The sequence below is a fragment of the Variovorax defluvii genome (assembly GCF_039541515.1).
GTDB lineage: Bacteria > Pseudomonadota > Gammaproteobacteria > Burkholderiales > Burkholderiaceae_C > Variovorax > Variovorax defluvii.
The window spans coordinates 601,421-626,053 of sequence record NZ_BAABGJ010000081.1 but is presented as its reverse complement, the minus strand read 5'-3'; the positions used below and the strand labels follow the sequence as shown (position 1 = coordinate 626,053).

28 protein-coding genes are annotated in these 24,633 nt (G+C 68.5%); 12 read left to right on the top strand and 16 right to left on the bottom strand.

The features are described from left to right. Positions 1–88: 88 nt before the first annotated feature. Complete coding sequence (locus tag ABEA07_RS28470) at positions 89–2,428, top strand: helicase C-terminal domain-containing protein (protein WP_345542141.1); 2,340 nt, start codon at positions 89–91, stop codon at positions 2,426–2,428. On the opposite strand, the gene ABEA07_RS28465 is transcribed toward ABEA07_RS28470, so the two are convergent. Beyond that, a complete protein-coding gene (locus ABEA07_RS28465) occupies positions 2,403–2,603 on the bottom strand; it encodes a hypothetical protein (RefSeq protein WP_345542139.1) in 201 nt (66 codons plus the stop codon). The genes ABEA07_RS28470 and ABEA07_RS28465 overlap by 26 nt on opposite strands. 188 nt (positions 2,604–2,791) lie before the next feature. Here ABEA07_RS28465 and ABEA07_RS28460 point away from each other — a divergent pair, with 188 nt between their 5' ends. Next, positions 2,792–3,055, top strand: coding sequence for a hypothetical protein (locus tag ABEA07_RS28460; RefSeq protein ID WP_345542138.1), 264 nt, complete (start codon positions 2,792–2,794; stop codon positions 3,053–3,055). 108 nt (positions 3,056–3,163) lie between these two features. Continuing rightward, positions 3,164–3,472, top strand: coding sequence for a plasmid stabilization protein (locus tag ABEA07_RS28455; RefSeq protein WP_345542137.1), 309 nt, complete (start codon positions 3,164–3,166; stop codon positions 3,470–3,472). A 15-nt stretch (positions 3,473–3,487) separates the two neighbouring features. On the opposite strand, the gene ABEA07_RS28450 is transcribed toward ABEA07_RS28455, so the two are convergent. The 4 genes from ABEA07_RS28450 to ABEA07_RS28435 form a co-directional block, all read right to left on the bottom strand. Then, positions 3,488–3,679, bottom strand: coding sequence for a hypothetical protein (locus ABEA07_RS28450; protein WP_345542135.1), 192 nt, complete (start codon positions 3,677–3,679; stop codon positions 3,488–3,490). Between the two features lie 100 nt (positions 3,680–3,779). Next, positions 3,780–4,382: a GNAT family N-acetyltransferase gene (locus ABEA07_RS28445; RefSeq protein ID WP_345542134.1), complete on the bottom strand. Its 603-nt coding sequence runs from the start codon at positions 4,380–4,382 to the stop codon at positions 3,780–3,782. Positions 4,383–4,510: 128 nt separating this feature from the next. Further along, positions 4,511–5,446 carry a c-type cytochrome gene (locus tag ABEA07_RS28440; RefSeq protein ID WP_345542132.1) on the bottom strand — a complete coding sequence of 312 codons (936 nt, stop codon included), beginning with the start codon at positions 5,444–5,446 and terminating at the stop codon, positions 4,511–4,513. After that, positions 5,443–6,399, bottom strand: coding sequence for a VOC family protein (locus ABEA07_RS28435; protein ID WP_345542131.1), 957 nt, complete (start codon positions 6,397–6,399; stop codon positions 5,443–5,445). Before ABEA07_RS28435 ends, ABEA07_RS28440 begins: the two co-directional genes overlap by 4 nt. A gap of 53 nt (positions 6,400–6,452) precedes the next feature. On the opposite strand from ABEA07_RS28435, the gene ABEA07_RS28430 reads away from it, so the two are divergent. Then, positions 6,453–7,223 carry a TetR/AcrR family transcriptional regulator gene (locus tag ABEA07_RS28430; RefSeq protein WP_345542130.1) on the top strand — a complete coding sequence of 257 codons (771 nt, stop codon included), beginning with the start codon at positions 6,453–6,455 and terminating at the stop codon, positions 7,221–7,223. Here the strand turns inward: ABEA07_RS28430 and ABEA07_RS28425 are convergent. The 4 genes from ABEA07_RS28425 to infA form a co-directional block, all read right to left on the bottom strand. After that, on the bottom strand, positions 7,220–7,528 hold the full coding sequence (locus ABEA07_RS28425; protein WP_345542128.1) for a hypothetical protein: 309 nt from the start codon (positions 7,526–7,528) through the stop codon (positions 7,220–7,222). The two genes, ABEA07_RS28430 and ABEA07_RS28425, sit on opposite strands and share 4 nt — an antisense overlap. 86 nt (positions 7,529–7,614) lie before the next feature. Beyond that, entirely contained in the window at positions 7,615–7,785 is a 171-nt protein-coding gene (locus ABEA07_RS28420; RefSeq protein WP_345542127.1) for a hypothetical protein, read from the bottom strand. 35 nt (positions 7,786–7,820) lie between these two features. Continuing rightward, positions 7,821–9,224 carry an ATP-dependent RNA helicase DbpA gene (dbpA, locus tag ABEA07_RS28415; RefSeq protein ID WP_345542126.1) on the bottom strand — a complete coding sequence of 468 codons (1,404 nt, stop codon included), beginning with the start codon at positions 9,222–9,224 and terminating at the stop codon, positions 7,821–7,823. Positions 9,225–9,232: 8 nt separating this feature from the next. After that, complete coding sequence (infA, locus tag ABEA07_RS28410) at positions 9,233–9,502, bottom strand: translation initiation factor IF-1 (protein ID WP_086920445.1); 270 nt, start codon at positions 9,500–9,502, stop codon at positions 9,233–9,235. A gap of 422 nt (positions 9,503–9,924) precedes the next feature. On the opposite strand from infA, the gene ABEA07_RS28405 reads away from it, so the two are divergent. Further along, positions 9,925–10,986: a S1C family serine protease gene (locus tag ABEA07_RS28405; protein ID WP_345542125.1), complete on the top strand. Its 1,062-nt coding sequence runs from the start codon at positions 9,925–9,927 to the stop codon at positions 10,984–10,986. Between the two features lie 15 nt (positions 10,987–11,001). On the opposite strand, the gene ABEA07_RS28400 is transcribed toward ABEA07_RS28405, so the two are convergent. Further along, complete coding sequence (locus ABEA07_RS28400; protein ID WP_345542124.1) at positions 11,002–12,060, bottom strand: sugar phosphate isomerase/epimerase family protein; 1,059 nt, start codon at positions 12,058–12,060, stop codon at positions 11,002–11,004. 152 nt (positions 12,061–12,212) lie between these two features. On the opposite strand from ABEA07_RS28400, the gene ABEA07_RS28395 reads away from it, so the two are divergent. Beyond that, positions 12,213–13,094 (top strand): gamma-glutamyl-gamma-aminobutyrate hydrolase family protein, encoded by an 882-nt coding sequence (locus ABEA07_RS28395; protein ID WP_345542123.1) that lies wholly within the window; start codon positions 12,213–12,215, stop codon positions 13,092–13,094. 26 nt (positions 13,095–13,120) lie between these two features. Here the strand turns inward: ABEA07_RS28395 and ABEA07_RS28390 are convergent, their stop codons facing one another. Next, a complete protein-coding gene (locus tag ABEA07_RS28390) occupies positions 13,121–13,309 on the bottom strand; it encodes a hypothetical protein (protein WP_425584180.1) in 189 nt (62 codons plus the stop codon). A gap of 23 nt (positions 13,310–13,332) precedes the next feature. Further along, positions 13,333–16,257: a DNA topoisomerase III gene (locus ABEA07_RS28385; RefSeq protein ID WP_345542121.1), complete on the bottom strand. Its 2,925-nt coding sequence runs from the start codon at positions 16,255–16,257 to the stop codon at positions 13,333–13,335. 143 nt (positions 16,258–16,400) lie between these two features. Between ABEA07_RS28385 and ABEA07_RS28380 the strand changes: the two genes are divergently transcribed. The 3 genes from ABEA07_RS28380 to ABEA07_RS28370 are packed head-to-tail and all read left to right on the top strand — an operon-like array spanning position 16,401 to position 17,951. Continuing rightward, the gene (locus tag ABEA07_RS28380; protein WP_345542120.1) at positions 16,401–16,958 is read left to right on the top strand and encodes an SET domain-containing protein; all 558 of its coding nucleotides are present in this window, start codon (positions 16,401–16,403) and stop codon (positions 16,956–16,958) included. Between the two features lie 2 nt (positions 16,959–16,960). Beyond that, entirely contained in the window at positions 16,961–17,755 is a 795-nt protein-coding gene (locus tag ABEA07_RS28375) for a biotin--[acetyl-CoA-carboxylase] ligase (protein ID WP_345542118.1), read from the top strand. A gap of 4 nt (positions 17,756–17,759) precedes the next feature. Continuing rightward, positions 17,760–17,951 (top strand): sporulation protein, encoded by a 192-nt coding sequence (locus tag ABEA07_RS28370; protein ID WP_345542117.1) that lies wholly within the window; start codon positions 17,760–17,762, stop codon positions 17,949–17,951. Between the two features lie 9 nt (positions 17,952–17,960). Here ABEA07_RS28370 and ABEA07_RS28365 read toward each other — a convergent pair whose 3' ends face one another. From ABEA07_RS28365 to ABEA07_RS28355, 3 genes are read right to left on the bottom strand one after another with little or no spacing between them, the layout of a single operon-like run. Next, positions 17,961–19,412, bottom strand: coding sequence for a sensor histidine kinase (locus ABEA07_RS28365; RefSeq protein ID WP_345542116.1), 1,452 nt, complete (start codon positions 19,410–19,412; stop codon positions 17,961–17,963). A gap of 28 nt (positions 19,413–19,440) precedes the next feature. Further along, positions 19,441–20,112: a response regulator gene (locus ABEA07_RS28360; RefSeq protein WP_345542115.1), complete on the bottom strand. Its 672-nt coding sequence runs from the start codon at positions 20,110–20,112 to the stop codon at positions 19,441–19,443. Positions 20,113–20,172: 60 nt separating this feature from the next. After that, entirely contained in the window at positions 20,173–20,658 is a 486-nt protein-coding gene (locus ABEA07_RS28355) for a MarR family winged helix-turn-helix transcriptional regulator (protein ID WP_345542114.1), read from the bottom strand. Between the two features lie 148 nt (positions 20,659–20,806). Here ABEA07_RS28355 and recA point away from each other — a divergent pair, with 148 nt between their 5' ends. Together recA and recX are read left to right on the top strand one after the other, a co-directional pair. Continuing rightward, positions 20,807–21,871, top strand: a complete 1,065-nt coding sequence (gene recA, locus ABEA07_RS28350; RefSeq protein ID WP_345542112.1) for a recombinase RecA — start codon at positions 20,807–20,809, stop codon at positions 21,869–21,871. 10 nt (positions 21,872–21,881) lie between these two features. After that, the gene (recX, locus tag ABEA07_RS28345) at positions 21,882–22,331 is read left to right on the top strand and encodes a recombination regulator RecX (protein WP_345542110.1); all 450 of its coding nucleotides are present in this window, start codon (positions 21,882–21,884) and stop codon (positions 22,329–22,331) included. A gap of 12 nt (positions 22,332–22,343) precedes the next feature. Here recX and argC read toward each other — a convergent pair whose 3' ends face one another. Further along, complete coding sequence (gene argC / locus ABEA07_RS28340; protein WP_345542108.1) at positions 22,344–23,267, bottom strand: N-acetyl-gamma-glutamyl-phosphate reductase; 924 nt, start codon at positions 23,265–23,267, stop codon at positions 22,344–22,346. Between the two features lie 197 nt (positions 23,268–23,464). Here argC and sucC point away from each other — a divergent pair, with 197 nt between their 5' ends. Beyond that, complete coding sequence (gene sucC, locus ABEA07_RS28335) at positions 23,465–24,631, top strand: ADP-forming succinate--CoA ligase subunit beta (RefSeq protein WP_345542107.1); 1,167 nt, start codon at positions 23,465–23,467, stop codon at positions 24,629–24,631. The last annotated feature ends 2 nt before the right edge of the window (positions 24,632–24,633 follow it).

Sequence of the window (24,633 nt, the reverse complement as noted above, 5' to 3'; positions counted from 1 at the left end):
CGATGGCCTTGCCTGTCCGTGCCCCATGGCGGCGGTTGTAGGACGCGGCTGCGCCCGGTGGCGCCTGTATATTCATTCAGAGCACCTCATGCCTGTCGACACGCCGCCTTCCGCATCTGAGCCTTCGCCTGATGGGTCCGAGACCGGGCTCACGGTCTCGGTCAAGACCCTGTGCGCCTTCGCCGCCCGGGCGGGCGACCTCGATCTGCGCTTTGCGCCCGCGCCCAGCGCGCAGGAAGGCGTGGCCGGCCACCGCCTGGTGCAGGCGCGGCGCGGTGCAGGCTACGAGAGCGAGATCGCGTTGCGCGCGCGCTTCGGCCGCCTCTTGGTGCGGGGGCGTGCCGACGGCTTCGATCCGCAGCGCGGCCGGCTGGAAGAGATCAAGACCTTCCGCGGCGAGCTCGATTCGGTGCGCGCGAATCACCGTGCGCTGCATTGGGCGCAGGCGCGCTGCTATGCCTGGATGCTGTGCGAGGCGCGCGGCCTCGACGACATCGAAGCCGCGCTCGTCTACCTGGAACTGGGCAGCGACGAGGAATCCGTGCTCACCGAGCACTGGCGCCGTGACGACCTGCGCGCGCACTTCGAGGCACTGTGCGGCCGCTTCCTGGGCTGGGCCGAGCAGGAGGCCGCACACCGTGCCGCGCGCAATGCGGCGCTGCCTGCACTGGCCTTCCCGCATGCGGCCTTCCGCCCTGGCCAGCGCGACCTGGCCGAGGCCGTGTACCGTGTCGCGCTCGCCGGCCGCTGCCTGCTGGCCCAGGCGCCCACCGGCATCGGGAAGACGCTCGCCACCCTGTTCCCGCTCTTCAAGGCCTGGGACCGGCAGCGCGTCGACAAGCTGTTTTTCCTCACGGCCAAGACCTCGGGCCGCGCGATCGCGCTCGATGGGCTGCGCCGGCTGGCGGGCGAAGGCACGCCGTTGCGGGTGCTGGAGCTGACGGCGCGCGAGAAGGCCTGCGAGCATCCGGACAAGAGTTGCCACGGCGACTCCTGCCCGCTGGCCAAGGGCTTCTACGACCGGTTGCCGGCGGCCCGAGCCGAGGCAGCGGAGGCCGCGTGGCTGGACCGTGCGGCGCTGCGGCGCATCGCGCTCTCGCACGAGGTCTGCCCCTATTTCCTGGCGCAGGAAATGGCGCGCTGGTCCGATGCCATCGTCGGCGACTACAACTATTACTTCGACGGCAGCGCCTTCCTGTGGGCGCTGGCGCGCGACGAAGGCTGGCGCGCCGCGGTGCTGGTGGATGAGGCGCACAACCTGCTGGAGCGGGCGCGCGGCATGTACAGCGCGCGGCTGGAAGAAGCCGCCATCGGCGCCGTCCGGCGCAAGGCACCGCCGATGATCCGCAGGGCCCTGACGCGGCTGCGGCGCGAATGGCGTCGGGTCCAGCAGACGCAGACCGAGGACTACCGCGCGCACGACACGCTCCCCGCCGGCCTGGCGCGCGCGCTGCAGGACACACTGGCCGCCCTGGGCGACCACTTCGCCGCGCATCCGATGGAGGCGCAGGAGCCGCTGCAGCAGTGCTTCTTCGACTTGGCGCATTTCGCGCGGCTGGCCGATTCCTTCGGTGCGCACTCGGTGTTCGAGTCCTTGCTGGCCGAGGACGCGCTGGCCATTCGCAACCTGGTGCCCGCGCCCTTCCTGGCGCCACGCTTCGAAGACAGCCTCAGCACCACCTGCTTCTCGGGCACCCTGGCGCCCTTCGGCTTCTACCGCGACACGTTGGGGCTGCCCGAGACCACCGCCACGCTGGACGTGGGCTCGCCCTTCCGCGGCGATCAGCTGAGCGTGCGCATCGCGACCGATGTGTCCACGCGTTGGCGCGACCGGGCGCGCTCGCTGGACAGGGTGGTGCGCATCATCGCGGACCAGTACGCGGCGCAGCCGGGCAACTACCTGGCCTTCTTCAGCAGCTTCGACTATTTGCGCAGCGCCCTGGAGGCCTTCACGCAGGCCCACCCCGAGGTGCCCGCGTGGACCCAGTCGCGCGGCATGCGCGAGAGCGAGCGCGAGGCCTTCGTGGCGCGCTTTTCGTCCGGGGGCCGGGGCATCGGCTTCGCGGTGCTGGGCGGGCCCTTCGGCGAAGGCATCGACCTGCCGGGCGACCGGCTGGTGGGCGCCTTCGTCGCCAGCCTGGGGCTGCCGCAGCACGATGCCGCCAACGAGTGCATGCGCGAGCGCATGCAGGCGATGTTCGGCGACGGCTATGCGTACACCTATGTCTATCCCGGGCTGCAGAAGGTGGTGCAGGCGGCGGGACGGGTCATCCGCAGCGAGCAGGATGCGGGCGTGCTCTACCTGCTCGACGACCGCTTCGCGCGCCGCGAAATCCGCGCGCTGTTGCCGCCCTGGTGGCGGCTGGAGTCGATGCGCGCATCGCAACCGTGGGCGATGCGGGCTATTCCTTGTCCTTCTTCGGGGTGACGACCTTGTCCACCGTCACCGACACCGGGTCGCTGGCGGGAAAGGACTCTTCGACGCCGTTGTCCAGCGCCTCTTCGGTGGGTTCTTCCTTCACCGGTTTCTCAGGCTCGGCCGGTGCGTCATGCTTCTCCGAGGTCGGAAAGGGGAACGGTTCGGTGGTGGATTTGGTGCTCATGGGCACTCCTCGTGTGGGATTGATGCCTTCAAGCTAGGGTGCGGGGCGGCACGCGCCTGTAGGAAGCGGCGCCTAGGCCATGCGGTCCTCGCGCGAGAAATGGCCTACGGCGAAGCGGACTGCCAGCCTGCGGCGCGCGCGCACGGGAGCGTCAAGGTCGAGCGGTGAACGAAAAAAGGAGTTTTCCCATGACCGATCCCCAAGCCCATCCTCAACCGGGGCCGCCAGGCCCCCTGGGCGAAAACGAAGCCCGGCTCGGCGACCGCGGCGACGCCTCCGGCCGCAACATCGAACAGAACCGTGCCCTCGGGCAGGACGATCCGCTGCACGGCAGCCGCATGGGCCGGCGACTGTACGACCCATCCGGCTACCCGGGCACGCCCGACATCGGCACCGATGCGGCGCAGACGGAAGAGGCCGAGCGCGTGGAACGTGAAAAGCGCGACAACTGATCCACCGTCGCGGGACCGCACTGACGAAGGGCGTTTGCACCTTCCTACCCGTGCGGCGGATCCCGGACGCACCATGAATCGTCGAACCCATTCATCCAAGGAGCAACCATGCCCAGAGGTGACAAGTCCTCCTACACGGACAAGCAGAAGCGGCAGGCCGAGCACATCGAGGAAGGCTACGAGAAGCGAGGCGTCGGCGAGAAAGAGGCCGAGCGCCGCGCATGGGCCACGGTGAACAAGGAAACCGGCGGCGGCAAGAAGACCGGCTCGGGACGCGGCAAGGCCGAGAACCATGCACCTTCGCGCAAGGGTGGCCATCTGGGCGGCGCAGCCTCCGCCAAGCGCAGCGCCGCGGCGCGATCAGCCTCCGCCAAGAAGGCGGCCGCCACGCGCAAGCGCCGCGCGGCGGCGCATTGACCGCCCCACCGCGCGTCAGGACGCGCTGCGCTGCACGCCGTCGTGCTTGAGCTGTTCGTTCAGCAGCAGCTCGATGGCGAACAGGCGCTCGTTGAGCACCGCCGTCTGAAGCCGCAGCGCCTCGATGATGGCGCGGGTGGCGGGATCGGGCGCGTTGTTGGACAGCTCCTGCAGGTCGTGCAGCTTGCGGCGCAGTTCGTTGCTCATCGCGGGTTCCTCCATCGGGCGAAGGTCTCATCGTAGGGCCGGATGGCGGAAGCCGGAACCTGGGTCTTTCCGGTGGCGTTCGTGGGCCCGGCGGGGCCTGTCAACTGCTTTTGCGGGGTTGCGAGGACGGATCCAATGTGAGCAGCGTGTAGATGGCCGCGCCCGGCATGCGCGCGCGCTTGAATCCGAGGCTTTGTGCCAGGGCCAGCATGCCTCGGTTCTCCGACAAGGTGGTCCCGACGAGCCGCCTCACGCCGGCGTCCCGCGCGCGTTCGATCAGGCAGGCAAGAAGCTGGCGGCCGACGCCGTTGCCCTGCCAGGCATCCGCGACGACGATGGCGAAGTCGGCGTCGCCGTCACCGGCTTCGAGGGCGTAGCGCGCGACGCCGATCTGCCGCTCGGCACCGTTCGTCAGGGTGGTCGCGATCAAGGCGTCTTCCCGCGCGGGGTCGATGTCGGTCCAGCGCCGGAGTTCGTCGAGGCTGGGCGTGCGCGGGTTCATCAGGCGCTGGTAGCCCGCCTTGCGGGACAGGCCGTGCACGAAGTCGCGCTCCAGTTCGAAGTCGGCCGAGGTGATGGGGCGCACCCGCACGACGTGCCCGGTCCTGGCTTCCCAGGTTCGCAGGGAGGAGCGTGCCGTCCGCGCCAATGCCGTCGTGGCATGTGCGCCGTGTGCGCCGTGTGCGGCATGGGAGGGGGACATGATGACTCCGGGATGGCTGCGTATTGCAGGCAGTCTAGGAGTTCGGGGGCGTGCGAAAAAGGCGATCGCCGTCAACTCGCTTTTGCACGCACCGAAACAATGGGCGCCCTCCCGCGCCTTTGCCTGTCTCAGCGGGCAGGCGCCGGCGGGAGGCTCTTCAGGTACAGGTAGAGCGCGCGCACGTCGGTATCGTTCATCGCGGCGAGGGATTCGAAGGGCATGACCTTGATCGGCGTACCGTCGGGCCGCTGGCCGGTCTTGAACATGCGCGCGAAGGACTCCGCATCGGCATAGCGCGCCATCGCGTCGCCTTCGCCGGGCGTGAGCTTCGCGGCGGCCGGCCAGTCCGGCGGGCCACCCGGGATCTTGCCCCCCTCGAGCTTCGCGCCGTGGCAGCCCAGGCACATGTTGGCCACATAGGCGCCGTGCTGCACGTTCACGCCCTCGGCCACCGGCCGGGCCGGCGGCAAGGTGTGGTCGATCTTCGAGGCGGCGTCCCGGATGACGCCGAAGCCGTAGAGCGCCCGCACCGGCAGGGACAGTTCCACCACCGCGGCCGCGCCCTGCGCAGGTGGCAGATGGCGGATGTAGGCGACCAGCGAGGCCAGGTCCTGGTCGGTCAGGCGGTTGTAGTCATCGCTGGGCATCACCATCAGCGGCCGGCCCCCGGGGGCGATGCCGTGACGGATGGCGCGCACCCAGTCCTCCGGCCTGTAGCCCGCCACGGCGCTGCCGGGGGCAGGGCTGATGTCGGGGCCGGCGATTCGCATGCCCTTGCCGTCGTCGAGGAAGGTGCGGCCGTTGCCCTGGGCGCCGTGGCAGTCGACGCAGCCGCGCGAGGCGAAGAGATAGCGTCCGCGCTCGATCGCCGTGGCGTCGTCGCGCAGCGGCACGGGCTGCACGGCGACATCGATGTGGCGCTGCATCTTGCTGCGTGCCAGCCGGTCGCCGGCGAAGAGCGCTGCGGCGGCGAGCAGTGCCACGGCGACAAGCGCGATGACGGTGCGCCGAATCCATCGGCCCACTGGAGTAGCTCCGCGTTCGGCGACGGGCGCGCGTTTCATGCCGCCTCCTTCGCGCGCTGTCGCGGCGTGCGCGAGAGTTTCTGCGCGATCAGGCCGGCCGCCATCTTGAGCTGCAGGCGCAGGCGCGGCTTGTGGCCCCAGCTGCTGGTGATGCTGGTGGTCTGCGTGTCCCAGCCTTCGGGCTCGATGGTCCGCGTGCCGGCGCCGATCTCGAAGTCGAAGCCCGAGGGCGTGGCGCCGTAAAAGGAGAAAGTACCGTCGGGGTCGGGGTGCTGGCCCAGCTCGAGCGAGAGCGGCACTTTGTGGCGCTGCGCCCGTTCGAAGGCGATACCGATGTCGCTCAGGCGCCCGGCCTGCAACATGAAATGATGGATTCGCTTGGACAGGGGCATGTCGAACAGCGCGATCGAGTGGTGGCGGCGGTTGCAGTGCAGGAAGGTGCCGCGGATGTCGATCGGCCCGACACGGGTCGCCAGCCGTTCCGTCACGCCGAAGCCCAGCAGGCGGTAGAAGTCTTCCATCGCCGCCAGGTCGTGCGAAATCAGCACCGCGTGGCCCAGGCCCAGCTCGCCGGTGCGGAAGCCTTCGGGGAAGCCCTCCGAGGTGAAGGACGTGGCCGCACCGGCGAGGCCGGTGAAGAGCTCGATCGTGTTGCCGGCCGGGTCGGTGCAGCAGTGCAGGCGTTGCACGCGGCGCGCCTCGTGCAGGGCGGCATCGGCGCGCGACACGGCCACGCCGGCATGGTGCAGGCGGGCGAGCAGGCGCTCCAGCACAGCTTCCTCGGCACATTCCAGGCCCAGCGCGCCGAGGTCGTCGGCCGGCCCGGCACGAACGATCAGGCGCTGGGCCGCCTCGTCCAACTGCCAGCCGCGGCTGCCGTCGGTGTTGTCCACCGGGGCGGGCAGGGCGAGCATGTGACGGCAGAAGTCCGCCCATCGCGCAGGGCGGCGCACTTCGAAGACCAGGTAGCCGAGACGGAGGTCGGGGAGCATGGCAAACTCTCTTTCGTGGATGTTCAGTTCAAAAATGGACGATCTCTCCAAAAATGAATGATGCATTGAATTTCGGTACGTCGTCCATACCACTTTTGCCAGAGGCCCTGGCCGAAAGTGTGTGGCGGCCGCGTCCCGGCCTGCTCAAGCGCGAGCGCACCCGGCTGCGACTGGTGCAGGCGGCGATCCAGGTGTTCTCGGCGCGCGGTGTGGCCGGCGCCACCATGCAGGAGCTGGCGGCGGCGGCCGGCATGACGACCGGCACGGTCTACAACCACTTCAAGACCAAGGAGGAGGTGGCGAGCGCGGTGGCGCTGCTGCTGGCGGACACCCTGTGCCGGCGCATCGGCGACAGCCAGCTGGGCATCGCCGAGGGCGCCCATCGCATGGCGATCGGCAACCAGCGTTACATCTGGCTGGCCGAGCAGAGCCCGGCGTGGACCCTGATGATGATGGAGGTGGCGGCGGCGGCGCCTGAGCTGCTGCTGGAGATCCGCCAGTACGTGATGGCCGACCTGCGGCTGGGTGTGAAGCAGAAGGCCTTCCGCATTCCCAGCGAGGCGGCGGCCATGGACCTGATCAACGGCACCATCAGCCAGGCCATGCGCAGCGTGGCGCGGGGCCTGGCGCCGCGCAACCATGGCCGCGAGGTGGCGACCTGCGTGCTGCGTGGGCTGGGGATGGACGCCGCAGCGGCGAAGGAGGTGGCATACCGGCCGCTGCCGCCCTTCCCGCCAATGGCGGCCGCGCCGGTGGCTGCCAAGGCCAAGGCGGCGGCGAAGAAAGTGGCTTCGCGGGCCAGAGGAGCGCGGCGCCCGGTCTAGAGGGGATGGTCGCCGCGCCAGCCGAGCAACTCCGCCAGCCGCCGCACGATCCAGCGGGCTTCGGCGGCCGAGACGCCGGCCTCGGCGCTGCTCAGGCCCGCGTGGATGCGTTCGAGGATCTCCTCTTCCGAAGGCACTTCGGCGTGGTGGAGGATCTGCGCATGGCCGACCAGGTGATTGGCCAGGTCCTCGCAGACCTCGTAGCGCGCGCGCACCGTTGCCAGGGGCTCCGACAGGCGCTGCCGTGCATCGGTGTAGAGCGCGAAGAACGAAGGCGGGATGTGGATCTGGTTGTCGTCGGACATGGAAGGAACAGGCACCCGGGGGCGCCATGAATGAAAAACGCGCCCGAAGGCGCGTCGTTTCGTGGTGGGGGTCGGCAGGCCGGTGTTCAGCCGCCCTTGCGAGCCCGCTTGCCGGGGTTCTTCTTGCTGCGGGTCGCGGTGCCGCGTTCCAGGCTGATCTTCTGGCCGCCGCCCATCTTGGGCAGGCTGTAGCCGGACATCGGGACGGGCTTGGGGGAGGCCTTGCGGTCGGCCTCGGTGCGGATCTTCTGTGTCATGGAAGGCTGGGTGGAAAAAATGGGAAAGGCCGACATTAGGCCACATTGGCGAGCAGCCGCACCTTGACGGCCTTGCCCTTGACGCGGCCGCTGGACAGCCGGCGGACGGCCTCGCGCGCGATGCGCCGGTCGACCGCCACGTAGGTCGAGAACTCGTTGACGTTGATCTTGCCGACCTGCTCGCGGGTGAAGCCCGCTTCGCCGGTGAGGGCGCCCAGCACGTCGCCGGCGCGGATCTTTTCCTTGCGGCCGCCGGCGATCTGCAGCGTGGCCATGGGCGCAAGCAAAGGGTCTCGCTCGTGGCCGGTGGGGGCGAGGCTGGCCAGCAGATGCCATTCGGAGGCGCGGCCCTGCAACTGCTCGATGCGGCCGACGCGGCCCATCTCGTCCAGGCTGGCGAGGCTGAGTGCGAGGCCCTCGGCGCCGGCGCGACCCGTGCGGCCGATACGGTGGATGTGGACTTCGGGGTCGGGCGTGACGTCGACGTTGATCACCGCTTCGAGCTGGGCGATGTCGAGCCCGCGCGCCGCCACGTCGGTGGCCACCAGCACGGAGCAGCTGCGGTTGGCGAACTGCACCAGGACCTGGTCGCGCTCGCGCTGCTCGAGTTCGCCGAACAGGGCCAGTGCGCTGAAGCCCTGGGCCTGCAGCACCTGAACCAGGTCGCGGCATTGCTGCCTGGTGTTGCAGAAGGCCAGGGTGCTCTGCGGTCGGAAGTGCCGCAAGAGCAGGCTCACGGCGTGAAGGCGTTCATCCTCCGTCACCTCGTACCAGCGCTGGCGGATGTGACCTTCTTCGTGCTGCGCCTGCACCGTGATCTGCTGCGGGCTCTGCATGAACTGCGCGGCGAGGCGGGTGATGCCTTCGGGGTAGGTGGCGGAGAACAGGAGCGTCTGGCGTTCCTTCGGGCATTGGCGCGCGACGGCGGCAATGTCGTCGAGGAAGCCCATGTCCAGCATGCGGTCGGCTTCGTCGAGCACCAGCGTGTTGAGCGACCCGAGGTTCAGGCTGCCACGCTGCAGGTGGTCGAGGATGCGGCCCGGGGTGCCGACCACGACGTGCGCGCCATGGGCCAGGCTGGACAGCTGCCCGCGCAGCGCGACGCCGCCGCAGAGCGTGACCACCTTGACGTTCTCCTCGGCGCGGGCGAGGCGGCGAATCTCCGTCGTGACCTGGTCGGCCAGCTCGCGGGTGGGGCACAGCACCAGCGACTGCACGGCGAAGCGCCGCGCCTCCAGCCGGGCCAGCAGTGACAACGCAAAGGCGGCGGTCTTGCCGCTGCCCGTCTTGGCCTGGGCGATCAGGTCGTTGCCGCCGAGCGCCACCGGCAGGCTGGCCGCCTGGACCGGCGTCATCTGCAGGTAGCCCAGCTGCCGCAGGTTCGCCAGGACGGGCGGCGAGAGCGGCAGCGTCGCGAAGTCGACGGCGGGATCGGCCACGGATGCGATCAGCGGCGCGGACCGTTGTTGTTGCCGCCGGTCGGCGGCGGGCCGCGGCGCTCGAGGTGGCGGAAAGTGATGCGGCCCTTGGTCAGGTCGTAGGGGGAGAGCTCCAGCGACACCTTGTCGCCGGCCAGGATGCGGATGTGGTGCTTGCGCATCTTGCCGCCGCTGTAGGCGATCAGCTGATGGCCGTTGTCCAGCGTCACGCGGTAGCGGGAGTCGGGCAGCACTTCCGTGACTGCGCCGTTCATTTCGATCAGTTCTTCCTTGGGCATGAGGACCTCTGAATGTTGCGTGGATGATTCGATTCGGGCGCCTGCGCACCGCGACGCCGCGATGCGCGAGAGACAGTGAGAAAGCGCGGGGCCGGCCGGGATTGTGGCGCCCACCGGAGCGGACAGCGCGCCCTGTTCGCTTCAACGGAGTACGAAGGCAGCGGCATCCTGAGGCGCCGGTCGGCGCACCCACGCACTGCGCGTGGCCGGCTGATGAAAGCCCGCAATACCTGGGTCAGCCCCAGCTCGGCAATAAGTAGACGAAATGCTTCGTCGGCGATCGAAACGAACCCCGCATTCTAACCGGACTGGCATGACTGTTGCTGCACGTGTCCGACGAACGCCTGACACGGGTTGGGATCTTGCGGCCGGGCCCCGCGCGGCGCACCATCGCGAAAGTCATCGTCCCCAGGAGCGCGGCCATGGATGATCGAGGATCGAGCGGGCGGTTGCGGGTGCTCGCCGCCGCCATCTTCTGGCTGCTCCTGCTGGCTGCCCTGCCGTGGGCCCTGGCGACCACCCCGCGCCAGGGCGACGGCGCATCCTCGTCGGCACAGATCCAGGCCCTGCAGCGGGCCGGCGACGCGGTGGTGGCGCTGCGCGTCACCGCGACCGACGGCGCCGCCTCGGCCGAGACACTCGGCGTGCAACGTTCGGGCTCCGGCGTCGTGATCGGGCCGGATGGGCTGATCCTCACCATCGGTTACCTCCTGCTGGAGGCCGAGACGATCGAGGTGATGACACAGGACAACCGCACGCTGCCGGCGCGGCAGGTGGCCTATGACCTGGCCACGGGCTTCGGCCTGATCCGGCCGCTGGTGCCCCTGCGCGGCGTCCAGCCCGTGCCGCTGGCCGGCGTGGGTGGCCTGGTGCCCGGCGAGCTGCTCCTGGCGGCGACCGGCAGCAGCAGCGGCACGGAGGTCGGGTTCACGCGCCTCTTGGGCGTGCGGCCGTTCTCGGGCTACTGGGAGTACCACATCGAGTCGGCCCTCTTTACCAGCCCGCCGATCCCGTCCCACAGCGGCGCGCCCCTTTTCAACCGCAACGGTGAGTTGCTGGGCATCGGCAGCCTGTTCGTGCTGGAGTCGGGGCCGGGCCACGAACGCCCGACCCCAGGGAACATGTTCGTGCCGGTGGAACTCTTGCGGCCCGTGCTCGACGAGATGAAGGCCAACGGGTACACGCGGGCGAGCGTGCGGCCGTGGCTGGGCCTGTCGTCCTCGGAGCAGGACGGCCATGTGCAGGTTGTACGCGTCGATCGGCGCGGGCCGGCCCTGGAGGCCGGCATCCAGCCCGGTGACGTGGTGCTGGAGGTGGACGGCATCGGCGTCGCCACGCTCGAGGCCTTCTACAAGCAGCTCTGGAAGCGCACCTCGCCCGAGTCGGAGGTGGAGCTCACCGTGCAGCAGGGCACCGAGACGCGCAAGGTGCGCATCCATGCGGTCGACCGCATGAAGACCCTGCGCAAGCCAGCGGGCATCTGAAAAGGGGCTCGTCGCTCAGGGCGCGATGCCGAGCATGCGGCGGTTGGCCGCGCGGTCCACGCTGCCGGCCGCGAAGTCGTCGAAGGCGCGGTCGGCCACGCGGATGATGTGATCGGCGATGAACCGTGCGCCCTCGCGTGCGCCGTCCTCCGGGTGCTTCAGGCAGCACTCCCACTCGAGCACGGCCCAGCCGGGAAAGTCGCAGGCCGCCAGCTTGGAGAAGATGGCGCCGAAGTCGACCTGGCCGTCGCCCAGCGAACGGAAGCGCCCGGCCCGCTGCAGCCAGGGCTGGAAGCCGCCGTAGACGCCCTGCTTGCCGGTCGGATTGAACTCCGCATCCTTCACGTGAAAGATCCTGATGCGTTCGTGGAAGTGGTCGATGTAGGCGAGGTAGTCGAGCTGCTGCAGCACGAAGTGGCTGGGGTCGTAGAGCAGGCAGGCGCGGCGGTGCTGGCCAACGCGGTCGAGGAACATCTCGTAGCTCACGCCGTCGTGCAGGTCTTCGCCGGGGTGGATTTCGTAGCAGACGTCGACGCCGGCCTCGTCGAAGGCATCGAGGATCGGGCGCCAGCGGCGGGCCAGCTCGTCGAAGGCTTCCTCTATCAGGCCCGGCGGCCGCGGCGGCCAGGAATAGAAGTAGGGCCAGGCGAGCGCGCCAGAGAAGGTGGCATGTGCCGTGAGTCCCAGATTGGCCGAGGCCTTGGCCGCCAGGTGCAACTGCTCCACCGCCCATTGCTGCCGGCGAACCGGGTCGTTGCGCACCTCCGGCGCGGCGAAGCCGTCGAAGCCCGCGTCGTAGGCCGGGTGCACGGCCACGAGCTGGCCCTGCAAGTGGGTGGAGAGTTCGGTGATGCGGATGCCATGGCGCGCCAGCGTGCCCTGCAGCTCCTCGCAGTAGGTCTTGCTCTCGGCGGCCCGGCGCAGGTCGATGAGGCGTGCGTCCCAGCTCGGAATCTGCACGCCTTTGTAGCCGAGGCCGGCGGCCCAGGCGGCGATGCCGTCGAGCGAATCGAAAGGGGCGCTGTCGCCCGCGAACTGCGCCAGGAAGATGGCGGGCCCCTGGATGGTCTTCATGCGGTCTCCTGATGCCCGGCCTATGGTGGCGGGTTCGCGCATCCTACGGGTTTCGGGCGCGCGGCCTTGTCCGACAAGCTTGCGGGTGACGCTGTCCACGGCCCGGGCTTCCCGAACGTTCGACAATGTTCTTATTGTTCGCCTTGATCGCGATGTCACAAACCGTTGCAGGCCGACTGAAGATCGGCCTTTCCGCCTGCTTCTCGCACGCCGACCCGGCGCGCTCGCTGTTCACCAACAAGACGCTCCAATACGTCGAGCAGTCGATCACGCATTGGCTGATGTCCGCCGGGGCCATGGTGGTGATGGTGCCCTGTCCCACCGGCGAGACCGCGCGCGGCGACACCAAGCTCTCCCACTACGCGGAATGGCTCGATGGCGTGGTGATGCACGGCGGAGCCGACGTCTGGCCCGGCAGCTACGGCGAGGTGCCACTGAAGGACGCCTGGGTCGGCGATCGCATCCGCGACCTCTATGACCTCGCGCTGGTCGAGGCCTTCGAGCAGGCCGGCAAGCCGATCTTCGGTGTCTGCCGCGGGCTGCAACTGATCAACGTGGCCTTCGGCGGCACGCTGTACCAGGACATCGAGGCCCAGCACCCCAATGCGCTTCGGCACCGCGATCCGGTGGCCTATGACCAGAACTTCCACGACATCGGCATCGTGCCTGGCACCCGCCTGTCGAAGCTGTATCCGGGCGTGGAACGTGCACGGGTCAACAGCATTCATCATCAGGGTGTGAAAGACCTGGCGCCGGGCTTCGAGGTCGAGGCCTGGAGCGTGCCGGACCACGTGCCGGAGGCGATCCGGCGCAAGGACGGCCGCGGGCGCAGCTACATTGCCGCCACCCAGTGGCACCCGGAATTCCACAAGTACGGCAGCACCGAGACGGTGGACGACACGGCCATCCTCGAGGACTTCCTGTGGGCCTGCGCCACCGCCAAAGTCAGCCCGCGCGGGCCGCTTCGCACGGCGCCGGGACGCATCCGCAACCGCGCCGCGCGGCTGCTCAGGCAGGCGCTGCTGATGCGCTGAGTGCCCGGCCTCGGGCCTGCAGGCGTTCAGTCGCGCGACGAGCGGTTGCGCGTGCCGCTGACGCCGGCGTCGATGGTGCCGAACACCGTGATGCCGCTGCCGCCGGCCGTGCTGCCGGCATCGCCGCCGCGCGAGGAGGCGCAGCCGGTGGCCAGGCCCATCAAGCCCAGGGCCATCGCGAGGGACAGGGCGGGAACGATTTTCTTCACCGGCATCTCCTGGCGTTCGGGTTCGCGGGTCAGCTCAGGTGCTTGCCCACGATGCCCGCGATCTCGAACATGGTCACCTGCTCCTTGCCGAACACCGGCCGGAGCTTGGCATCGGCGTTGATCGCGCGCTTGTTGGCCGCATCCTGCAGGCCGTGGGCCTTGATGTAGTCCCACAGTTTCTTGATGACCTCGGTGCGTGCCAGGGGTTCCGTGCCGATCACTGCCGCGAGCGCATCGCTCGGCCTAAGGCCGGCCGCCGGCTTGCGCGGGGCCTTGGGTGCAGCGGCCTTCCTGGCAGCCGGTGCCTTGGTCTTGCTGCCGGCCGCCGCCTTCTTCGCGGCTGGCGCCCCCTTGGCGGCGAAGCTCTTGCGCGCCGGAAACTTGCCTTCGCGCGGCTCGAACTCGAAGCTGACCTTGCCCTCTTCCGCGTTCCAGGCCAGGAAGGCCTTGAAGGGCCGGCGCGTGCGCATGGAAACGAACTTGTCCAGCAGGTCGGTCTTGCCGGTGGCCAGCAGTTTCTCGACCTGGGCGCGCTCCACGGGCTGCTGAAGGATGATCTTGCCGGTCTTGAAGTCGCAGCTCGGCGTCGCCTGCGCATCGGTGGGCACCGACTTCTCGCAGACGTAGTTGCTGGCGTTCTCGAACACGCGCGCGCCGCACTTCGGGCAGGGGCCGAGCGAATGCTGGCCGCTGAAGTCCACGATCTCGCCCGTCTCGGCGTCCTTGTCGTCGCCGAAGTCGAACTCCAGCTTCCAGTTCCTCGCCTCCTCGTCGTACTTGAGGACGATCTCGGAGGTGAAGGGCCACCCGGCCTTCGAGCGGAAGCCTTCCAGCGGGCCGATGTGCTTGTCGCGCAGCAGCTGCTCGGCTTCGGCCACTTCGAAGGTGCGGCCCGCCGGCGACTTGCCGAAGGAGAAGCCACAGCCCTCCTGCCCGGCCTTGCCGGTGCAGGCGTAGCGGCGGTAGTTCTCCTTGACCACGCCTGCGCAGTTGGGGCACGGCGTCGACAGGGTCGCGTAGTCGCCGGGCACGGTGTCGCGGTCGTACTCCTTGGCCTTTTTGACGATGTGCTCCGTCATCTCGGCGATCTCGCGCATGAAGGCGGCGCGGCTGAGCTTGCCGTGTTCCATCTGCGCGAGCTTGTATTCCCACTCGCCGGTGAGTTCTGCCTTGGACAGCTCCTCCACGCCGAGTCCGCGCAGCAGCGTCATGAGCTGGAAGGCCTTGGCCGTCGGGATCAGCTCGCGGCCCTCGCGCAGGATGTACTTCTCGGCCAGCAGGCCTTCGATGATGGCGGCACGCGTGGCCGGTGTGCCGAGGCCCTTTTCCTGCATGGCCTCGCGCAGTTCGTCGTCGTCGATGGTCTTGCCGGCGCCTTCCATGGCACCCAGCAACGTGGCCTCCGAATAGCGCGCGGGTGGCCGGGTCCTCAGGCCCTTGGGCTCGACCGATTCGACCTTCACCTGTTCGCCGGGCTTCACCGGCACCAGGCGCTTGCCGTCCTTGTCGTCGCCCTTCTCCTCGTCCTGGGCTTCCTTGCCATAGATCGCGAGCCAGCCGGCCTTGACCAGCACCTTGCCGTCGCTGCGGAAGGCATACTTCCTGCCCTCGTGCTGCACCGTGCTGATGCGCGTGGTCACCTGGTATTCGGCGCTCGGGAAGAACACTGAGAGGAAGCGCCGCACCACGAAGTCATAGAGCTTCTGCTCCGCCTCGGACAGGCCGGTGGGCGCCTGCAGCGTGGGGATGATCGCAAAGTGGTCGCTGACCTTGGCGTTGTCGAACACGCGCTTCGTGGGCTTCACGTAGTGGCCGTCGATCGCCTCCTGCGCGAAGGGCGCGAGGTGGCGCATGCCGCTGGTCGACAGCATCTCCATCGTCTTGCGTACCACCGGCAGATAGTCCTCGGGCAGCGCGCGCGAATCGGTCCGTGGGTAGGTCAAGGCCTTGTGCCGCTCGTACAGACTCTGGGCCAGGGCCAGCGTGGTCTTGGCGCTGTAGCCGAAGCGGCTGTTGGCCTCGCGCTGCAGCGAGGTCAGGTCGAACAGCAGCGGCGAGGCTTGCGTCGTGGGCTTGCTTTCCTCGGTGACGCTGGCCGTGCGGCCGCGCGCAGCCTGCGCGATTGCTTCGGCCTCGCGCAGGCTCCAGACGCGGTCGGCGCGCTGCTCCGGATCCGGCTGGCCATCCGGGCCCGGCGGCGGCTTCTTCCACTCGGGGTCGAACCACTTGCCGGGGTACTCGCCCGCCTCGGCGAGGAAGCTGCCATGCACTTCCCAGTAGTCGCGGCTGACGAACTTGCGGATCTTCTCCTCGCGCTCCACCACCACCGACAGCGTGGGCGTCTGCACCCGGCCGACGGTGGTGAGGAAGAAGCCGCCGTCGCGCGAGTTGAAGGCGGTCATGGCGCGCGTGCCGTTGATGCCGACCAGCCAGTCGGCCTCCGAGCGCGAGCGGGCCGCATCGGCCAGGCCCCGCATCTGCTGTTCGCTGCGCAGCTGATCGAAGCCTTCACGGATGGCCTGCGGCGTCATCGACTGCAGCCACAGGCGCCGCACCGGTTTGCCCAGCGGTGCCTTGCCGCCGGCGTACTGCTCGATCAGGCGGAAGATCAGTTCGCCCTCGCGGCCCGCGTCGCAGGCGTTGACGAGCTCGCCCACGTCCTTGCGGCGGGCCTGCTTGACCACGGCATTGAGGCGGGTCTTGGTCTTGTCGACCGGCTTGAGGTCGAAGCGCGGCGGAATGACCGGCAGGTTGGCGAAGCTCCACTTGCCCCGCTTCACGTCGAACTCTTCCGGCGCCTGGATCTCCACCAGGTGGCCCACGGCGCTGGTCACGATGTACTTCTCGTTCTCGAAGTGCTCCTCGTGCTTTTCGAACTTGCCGGCCACCGGCGTGAGGGCACGGACGATGTCCTGGGCCACCGACGGCTTCTCTGCAATCACCAAAGTCTTCATCAATCGTTCCTCGTATCGGGCCGAGAGCGGGCTGCGGCCCCTCCCCGTGCGCAAGCGCGGGAGCCACCCCTACAATCTGCGGCTTCTCGCGTGCGCACGCGCACGCGCATGCGTACATGTATTCAAACTAACAGACTTCGGCGATGGCAACCAAATCCCCCACAACCGGCGGTCGCCGCATCCAGACCCGGCGCTCGGGCGTCCACGGCAACGGCGTGTTCGCCCTGCAGGACATCGCCGAGGGCGAGACGCTGATCGAGTACAAGGGCGAGCTGATCACCTGGGAGGAAGCCCTGCGGCGGCACCCGCACGATCCGTCCCAGCCCAACCACACCTTCTACTTCCATATCGATGACGAGCGCGTGATCGACGGCGGCGTCAACGGCAATGCGTCACGCTGGATCAACCACTCCTGCGACCCCAACTGCGAGGCCGACGAGCAGAACGGGCGGGTCTTCATCAAGGCGCTGCGCAACATCGCCGCCGGCGAGGAGTTGAACTACGACTACGGCCTCATCATCGACGAGCCACTGACCAAGAAACTCAAGGCCGAGTTCCCCTGCTGGTGTGGTTCGGAGCAGTGCCGGGGCACGCTGCTCGCGGCCGGGGAGGACAAGAACGACAAGAAGAAAAAGAAGAAGGCGAAGAAAGCCAAGAAGGCCAGGAAGGCCGGGAAAGCCAAGCTGAACGGCAGGCACTGACCATGGCCGACCCCTGGTTCGAAGCGCAGATCGCCGCCGCCGTGGCCCCGCTGCTGCCCGGCCTGGCGGTCGAGGTGGTGGACGAGATCGACTCGACCAGCAGCGAGCTGATGCGCCGCGCCCGCGACGGCCGCACGCAGCCGGTGCTGCTGGTCGCCAAGCGGCAGACGGCGGGCCGGGGGCGCATGGGCCGGGCCTGGCAGAGCTCTCAGGCCGAGCAGGAGCCGGCCTCCCTCACCTTTTCACTGGGCCTGCCGCTGATGCCGCGGGACTGGTCGGGGCTGTCGCTCGCGGTGGGTGTCAGCGTGGCGGAAAGCCTGGACGCGCCGAACATGGCGAAGGTCGCACTCAAGTGGCCCAACGACCTGTGGGTCGAGGAGCGCAAGCTCGGCGGCATCCTGATCGAAACCGCCCTGCCCCAGGATGGCAGCGCCGAGCGCTACTTGGTGATCGGCATCGGCATCAACATTGGAGCCCCCGAAGGCACCGGCATGAGCACACCGCCGGCCTGGATCGCGCAATGGCGGCCCGAGGCCACGGCGCCCCAGCTGCTGCGCGAGATCGTGCCGCCGCTGGTGTCGCACGTGCTGCTGTTCGGTGACCGCGGCTTCGTGCCCTTCGCCGAGCGCTTCGCCAGGCGGGACCTGCTGCGCGGGCGCGAGGTGCAACTCAGCGACGGCACCCTCGGCCACTGCGAGGGTGTCGGCTGGGGCGGCGAGCTGCTGGTGCGCACGGCGTCAGGCATGAAGAACATCACCAGCGCCGAAGTGAGCGTGCGCCCGCGCGCCGCGACCTGAGCACATGCCGCTGCGCGCACTCGTCATCCTGCTCCTCGTGGCCAACGTGCTGTACTTCGCCTGGTCGCGCGGCGGGCTCGCCATGTTCGGCACCGTGCCTGCGCAAATGAGCCAGGGGGAGCCGGAGCGGTTGACGCAGCAGATCCGGCCGCAACTGCTGACGATCCTGAAGGACGACGAAGCGTCCAGGCCCTGAGGCGCGCCCTCAGTCCGCTGCGTCCTGCCCGTTCGCATCGAAGCGCAGGCTGAAGCGTGCGCCCGGCGGGCGCTGGCCCGGGTGGGCGTCCTCCAGGTGCACCGTCGCACGATGTTTGCGCGCGATCTCCAACACGATCGGCAGGCCCAGGCCGGAGCCATCGGCCTCGTTGCCGAGCACGCGGTAGAAAGGCTCGAAGACCAGCTCGCGCTCGCTCTCCGGGATGCCCGGGCCGTTGTCCTCCACCTGCAGCACGATGATGCGGCCGAAGGGGTCGCCCAGCACGCGCGCGGTGATCACGCCGGGCCGCTCGGGCGTGGACGGCGTGTAGTTGAGCGCGTTGTCCACCAGGTTGCGCACCAGCTCCTTCAACAGCGTGGGGTTGCCTTCGAGCGCCACGCCCGGCGCGCCCGGCTCGGCGCCGTCGTAGCCGAGGTCGACGCGCTTCTCGATGGCACGCGGCACTGCCTCTCGCACCACCTCGATGGTGAGCTTCGCCAGGTCGCAGGATTGACGGGCGATGGCCGCGCCGCTCCCCTCGGCTCGGGCCAGGGACAGCAATTGGTTGACCGTGTGGGTCGCCCGCACGCTCGCGCGCCCGATCTGCTTGAGCGACTGCTTGAGCTCGGCGGCGTCGGCACCCTCGCGCTGGGCCAGGTCGGCCTGCATGCGCAGGCCCGCCAGCGGCGTCTTGAGCTGGTGCGCCGCGTCGGCCAGGAAGCGTTTCTGTGTCCCGATGGATTCGCTCAGCTTGTTCAGCAGGTCGTTGACCGACAGCACCAGGGGCACCACCTCCAGCGGCACGGAGGACTCGTCCAGCGGGCTCAGATCGCCCGGACGGCGCTCGCGAATGCGGGCCTCGATCACAGACAGCGGCTTGATGCCGCGCACCAGGGCCAGCCAGATCAGCAGCACCGCCAGCGGCAGGATCGCGAACTGCGGCAACAGCACGCCCTTGATGATCTCGCCGGCCAGCACCGACTGCTTCTCGCGCGTCTCGGCCAGTTGCAGCAGGGCCGGCGGTGATTCGGGCGTGGGGCCGGCGATCCACAGCGAGGCCACGCGCACCGGCTGGCCGTGGATAGCGCCGTTGTGCAGGTAGACCACGCCGGCAGCCGGCGGCTCGTCGGTGTTCGGTTGCGGCAGGTCGCGCTCGCCGGCCAGCAGCCGGCCGTCGCCGTCCAGAAGCTGGAAGTACACATGGTCCGCGTCGTGCGCGCGCATGATCTCGTGCGCCGGCGGCGGCAGCACGAAGGGCTCGTCGCCGCCCTTGAGCTCTACCAGCCGGGCCAGCGCCTGGATGTTGTATTCGAGTGTGCGGTCGAATGGGGCGTTGGCGATGCCCTGGGCGACGAGCCAGGTCACGCCGATGCTCACCGGCACCAGCAGCAGGAGCGGCGTGAGCATCCAATCGAGGATCTCGCCGAAGAGGGAGCGCTGCGCGCGCTGGAAGAGTTTCACCGAGCGCCCGGCCAGAGTGAGTCGCGGATCAGGGGATCTTCTCGAGGCAGTATCCCAGCCCGCGCACGGTCGCGATGTGGATCGGCCCCTTTTCGATTTTCTTGCGCAGGCGGTGGATGTACACCTCGATCGCGTTGAGGCTGACCTCCTCGCCCCATTCGCACAGGCGCTCGACCAGCTGGTCCTTGCTCACCAGCCGGCCGGCCCGCTGCAGCAGCACCTCCAGCAGGCCCAGCTCGCGTGCCGAGAGCTCGATCATCTTGCCGTCGATGGTGGCCACCTTGCCAGCCTGGTCGTAGACCAGCGGGCCGTGCTTGATCGCGTTGCTGGTGGCGCCCATGCCGCGCCGCGTGAGAGCGCGCACCCGCGCCTCCAGCTCCTGCAGCGAGAAGGGCTTGGCCATGTAGTCGTCGGCGCCGTAGTCCAGGCCCTTCACCCGCTCCTCGACGCTGTCGGCGGCCGTCAGCACCAGCACCGGCATCTGCGAGCCGCGGGCGCGCAGGCGCTTGAGGATCTCCAGGCCGTGCATGTTGGGCAGGCCCAGGTCGAGGATCAGGAGGTCGAACTCGCTGTTGGTCATCAGCGCGGCATCGGCCTGCGAGCCGGTGGCGACGTGGTCCACCGCCGAGCCGGAAGTGCGCAGGCTGCGCAGCAGTGCATCGGCCAGCACCTGGTCGTCTTCCGCTATGAGTATTCGCATGCCGCGTCTCCAGACATGGCGGCTTTGCGCGGGCCGCCGGGCCGTTGTTTTCGAAGGATTCTAGGCTGCGGCATAGGCCTCGAGCCCGATGGAAACCACCGTGGCGACCTCGTCGCCGACGCTGGCGCGGAACTCGCGCTCGGCCTGCGCCACCGCCTTGCGGAAGGCTTCCAGCCAGGCCAGCCCGTCGGCCGTGAACATCACCTGCCGGGCCCGGGCGTCGCGGTCGTCGGGCCCGCGCGTCACCAGGCCCCAGGCCTCGCACTGGTCGACCAGTTTGCCCATGGCCTGCTTGGTCATGCCGGCGCTGTCGGCGAGTTCGGTCAGGCGCGAGCCCTGGCGCGACAGGTGGCGGGTGATGTGGATGTGGGCGGCGCTGACGTGCGCGCGCGCCGCCAGGTTGGACAGCGCCAGGGGTACGTCGGCATCGTGCGCCATCAGCTGCAGCACGCGCTCGTCAAAGCGGCGCATGGCGTGGCCGAGCAGGCGGCCCAGGTGGGTCTGGCGCCAGGCATCGGGGTCGATCGGAAATACCGTGTCGGTCATTCGGCACCGATAGTAAGTCAAGCTGACCAAAAAAGAGCTTGGCGCGATGGAATCAACCCCTACACTACTGTTCAAGCATCCAGGCTGTTGTTAAAAGCAGCCTGAGTGAAATCCTCAACAACTCATTGATCCTCAAGGAGATTTCCACATGGACGCAGTCGTCAAGGGCTCCAGCATCGGCACCAACACCGAAAAAGCCAAGGCCTTGCAGGCCGCGCTGGCCCAGATCGAGAAGCAGTTCGGCAAGGGCACGATCATGCGTCTCGGGGAGGGCGAGGCCCTGGAGGACATCCAGGTCGTCTCCACCGGCTCGCTGGGCCTGGACATCGCCCTCGGGGTCGGCGGCCTGCCGCGCGGCCGCGTGATCGAGATCTACGGCCCGGAATCCTCGGGCAAAACCACGCTCACGCTGCAGGTCATCGCCGAGATGCAGCGCCAGGCCGGCACCTGCGCCTTCGTCGACGCCGAACACGCGCTGGACGTGCAGTACGCGCAGAAGCTGGGCGTCAACCTCTCCGACCTCCTGATCAGCCAGCCCGACACCGGCGAGCAGGCGCTGGAAATCGTCGATTCGCTGGTGCGTTCGGGCGCGGTCGACCTGATCGTGGTCGACTCGGTCGCCGCGCTCACGCCCAAGGCCGAAATCGAGGGCGAAATGGGCGACGCGCTGCCCGGCCTGCAGGCCCGCCTGATGAGCCAGGCGCTGCGCAAGCTCACCGCCACCATCAAGAAGACCAACTGCATGGTCATCTTCATCAACCAGATTCGCATGAAGATCGGCGTGATGTTCGGCTCGCCCGAAACCACCACCGGCGGCAATGCGCTGAAGTTCTACGCCTCGGTGCGCCTGGACATCCGCCGCATCGGCACCATCAAGAAGGGCGACGAGGCGATCGGCAACGAGACGCGGGTCAAGGTGGTGAAGAACAAGGTCTCGCCACCCTTCAAGACGGCCGAGTTCGACATCCTGTTCGGCGAGGGCATCAGCCGCGAGGGCGAGATCATCGACATGGGCGTGACCGCCAAGATCCTCGACAAGTCGGGCGCCTGGTACGCCTACAACGGCGAGAAGATCGGGCAAGGCCGCGACAACGCGCGCGAGTTCCTGCGCGAGAACACGGCGCTGGCACGCGAGATCGAGAACAGGGTGCGCGAGTCGCTGGGCATCCCCGCACTGCCCGAGCCGGGCGAGGCGGCCGCAGCCGACAAGTGATCGGCCGGTGATGGCTTCCGGCGCGCCTTCACTGAAGGGCCGGGCGCTGCGCCTGCTCAGCCAGCGCGAGCACTCGCGCAGCGAACTCGAGCGCAAGCTGGCCCGCTACGAGGAAGAGCCCGGCAGCCTGGCGCGCGCGCTCGACGAGCTGGCCGCCAAGAACTTCATCAACGAGGCGAGGGTGGTGCAGTCTGTGCTGCACCAGCGCGCGGCGCGCCACGGCGCGGCGCGGGTGCGGCAGGAACTGCTGCACAAAGGCATTGCCCCCGAGCGGGTGGCCGAGGCGGTGGCCGGCCTGGCGGAAACAGAACTCGAGCGCGCACGCGAGGTCTGGCGCCGGCGCTTCGGCACACCGCCCCAGGACGCGGGGGAAAAGGCGAAACAGGTGCGCTTCATGCTGGCGCGCGGTTTCGCCGGCAGCGTCGTCGCACGGGTGCTGCGCGACGAGCCGGACGAATGAACGAGCCGTAGCCTACAGGCCCAGCATCAGCTTGAGGTTCTGCACCGCCGCGCCGCTGGCGCCCTTGCCGAGGTTATCCAGGCGGGCGATGACCACCGCGTGGCGATGGTCCTCGTTCGGGAACACTCGGATCTCGAGGTTGTTGGTGTCGTTGAGGGCGAGGGCGTCGAGCTTGCCGTCCTCGGTGGGCGGCAGCACCTTCACGAACTGCTCCGGCGTGTTGCTCTTCGCGTAGTGCGCCGCCAAGGCTTCCTGCAGGTCCCCCGCCTTCGGGCGGCCGGGCAGGTCGTCCAGGTGCAGCGGCAACTGGACCAGCATGCCTTGCTTGAAGTTGCCCACGGACGGGATGAACACCGGCCGGCGGGTGAGGCCGGTGTACTTCATGATCTCGGGGATGTGCTTGTGCTTCAGGCCCAGGGCGTAGGTCTCGAACAGCGGCGCCTTGCCGCTCTCGTAGGCTTCGATCATGGTGCGCCCGCCGCCCGAGTAGCCGCTGACGGAGGGCAGGGCGATGGGATGGTCGGCCGGCAGCAGCCCGGCATCCACCAGCGGGCGGACGATCGCGATGGCGCCGGTGGCGTAACAGCCGGGGTTGGCAACGCGCGAAGCCTTGGCCACGGCCTCCTTCTGGCCGGCGGCCAGTTCTGGGAAGCCGAAGACCCAGCCCTCGGCAGTGCGATGCGCCGTCGAGGCGTCGATGATCTTGGGGCGATGGCCGTCGAGCTGGTCGATCAGGGCCACCGACTCGCGCGCCGCGTCGTCGTGCAGGCAGAGCACGACGAGGTCGACCTGGGCCATCAGGGCGCGCTTGGCGTTCACATCTTTTCGCAGTTCGGGCGCGATGCTCACGAGTTCGACCTGCGGGATGGTCTGCAGCCGCTCGCGGATCTGGAGGCCGGTGGTGCCGGCCTCGCCGTCGATGAAGACCTGGGGCATGTTGGAAGCCTCGGATTTGCCGGGGGAGGGCGTTAGGACGAAACTACGGGATTCCGCAGAACGGTACTCCGGTTTCCGTTGGTGCGGCGCACCATGATACAGTTCCCGGCTGTCCTTCGCCCGGCCCGCCGAGCGCCGTGGCCCGAGGGCAACTCCCGACTCCCGTTCTCCAACCTCGTTCCCCGAGAGACACCCTCATGAAGATTCACGAGTACCAAGGCAAGGAAATTCTTGCCAAGTTCGGTGTGCCTGTGCCGCGAGGCATTCCGGCATACACGGTTCAGGAGGCGGTCGAGGCCGCCCAGAAACTCGGCGGCCCCGTATGGGTGGTCAAGGCCCAGATTCACGCGGGTGGCCGCGGCAAGGGCGGCGGCGTCAAGGTCGCCAAGAGCATCGACGACGTCAAGAAGCTGGCCGCCGAAATTCTCGGCATGCAACTCAAGACGCACCAGACCGGCCCCGAAGGCCAGAAGGTCCGCCGCCTCTACATCGAGGACGGCGCCGACATCCAGAAGGAATACTACGTCTCGGCCGTGACCGACCGCGCGACGCAGAAGGTGGCCTTCATCGCCTCGAGCGAAGGCGGCATGGACATCGAGGAAGTGGCGCACAAGACGCCCGAGAAGATCATCACCGTCTACGCCGACCCGAAAGAAGGCTTGACCGACGCCCAGGCCAAGCAGATCGCCGACGGCATCGGCATCCCGGCCGATTCGACCGCCCAGGCCGTGGACGTCTTCAAGAAGATCTACACCTGCTACATGGAGACCGATGCGTCTCTGGTGGAGATCAACCCGCTCAACCGCGACAGCAAGGGCAACATCGTCGCCCTGGACGCCAAGTTCAACTTCGATTCCAACGCGCTGTATCGCCACCCCGAAATCGTGGCCCTGCGCGATCTCGACGAGGAAGACCCGGCAGAAATCGAAGCCAGCAAGTTCGACCTGGCCTATATCAGCCTCGACGGCAACATCGGCTGCCTGGTCAATGGTGCCGGCCTCGCGATGGCCACCATGGACACCATCAAGCTGTTCGGCGGCGAGCCGGCCAACTTCCTCGACGTGGGGGGTGGCGCCACCCCCGAGAAGGTGACCGAGGCCTTCAAGATCATGCTGAAGAACAAGAACGTGAAGGCCATCCTGGTCAACATCTTCGGCGGCATCATGAAGTGCGACACCATCGCCACCGGTGTGATCGCGGCCTGCAAGGCGGTCAACCTGCAAGTGCCGCTGGTGGTGCGCATGAAGGGCACCAACGAAGCCGAGGGCAAGAAGCTGCTGGCCGAATCCGGCCTGCCGATCATCAGCGCGGACACCATGGCGGAAGCGGCTCAGAAGGTCGTGGCGGCTGTGAGCAAGGCCTAAGG